Below are 881 nucleotides of genomic sequence, written 5' to 3'. Positions count from 1 at the left end.
AGCACGAACATCATGTGGAACTCGTCGGCCTTGTAGTCGCCGGGATTGGCCAGGATGGTGAAGTCCACGGGCAGGTTGTTGCCGGTGTTCACCTCTTCGAACATGGAGAGCGGCGCCATCTGGCTGTAGCGCAAGTTGGTCTCGGTGTAGGTGCGGGCGACGCCGTAGCTGATCGCCTCCTCCTCGTCGCCCTCGACCCAGACGCGCTGGCCCTTCTTGCCGAAGACGATGGCCGTGCCGGTGTCCTGGCACATGGGCAGCGCGCCGCCGGCGGAGATGTTGGCGTTCTTCAGCAGGTCGAGCGCCACGAAGCGGTCGTTCGCGCTGGCCTCGGGATCGTCCAGGATCTTGCGGAGCTGGGCGAGATGCGCGGGCCGCAGCAGGTGCGAGACCTCGTGGCAGGCGGTGAAGGCCAACTCCTCCAGCACCTTGGGCGGGATGCGCAGCACGCGCTTGCCGTCGACCTCGACGGCGGTGACGCCCTCGATGGGAAGCTTTCGATAGGGCGTCGTGTCCGCGCCGAGCGGGAACATCGTGCTGAAGGAATAGCCGGCGGGCCGGACGGGAGCATCGAGGGGCATGGGAACCATCCACAAGTCTTCGTAACAACCCATAGCGCAGGCCGAATGCGGCGTCAGCCCGCTTGCGGGCATAGGACCGCTCTGCAACGCTTCCGATATGGATCGCCCCCGTCACCTCGACCTGCCTGACGCTCATGCCGGCCACACCGCCCACTTCACCGACTACCGCGCCGCCGAGGTGGGCACCGTCACCCTCTCGCCCGAGGGGCCGGTCGAGGCGGGGAGCTTCGCCAGCTTCACCCTGACCTTCACCGCCGGCCGCTTCGGCATGGACGACACCGGCAGCCTGCGCATCAGCAT

General features: G+C 67.0%; 2 protein-coding genes. One reads left to right on the top strand and one right to left on the bottom strand.

The features are described from left to right. A partial coding sequence (locus AC1DWF_RS33085; protein ID WP_476842737.1) for a fumarate hydratase occupies positions 1–581 on the bottom strand: 581 nt, incomplete at its 3' end. 97 nt (positions 582–678) lie between these two features. Between AC1DWF_RS33085 and AC1DWF_RS33080 the strand changes: the two genes are divergently transcribed. Beyond that, the coding region (locus AC1DWF_RS33080; RefSeq protein WP_476842736.1) for a hypothetical protein at positions 679–881 on the top strand (203 nt) is incomplete at its 3' end.

The organism is Aminobacter sp. P4_D5 (assembly GCF_056401815.1).
Note: the sequence above shows the minus strand (reverse complement) of the source record. Positions and strands in the feature narration are given on the sequence as shown.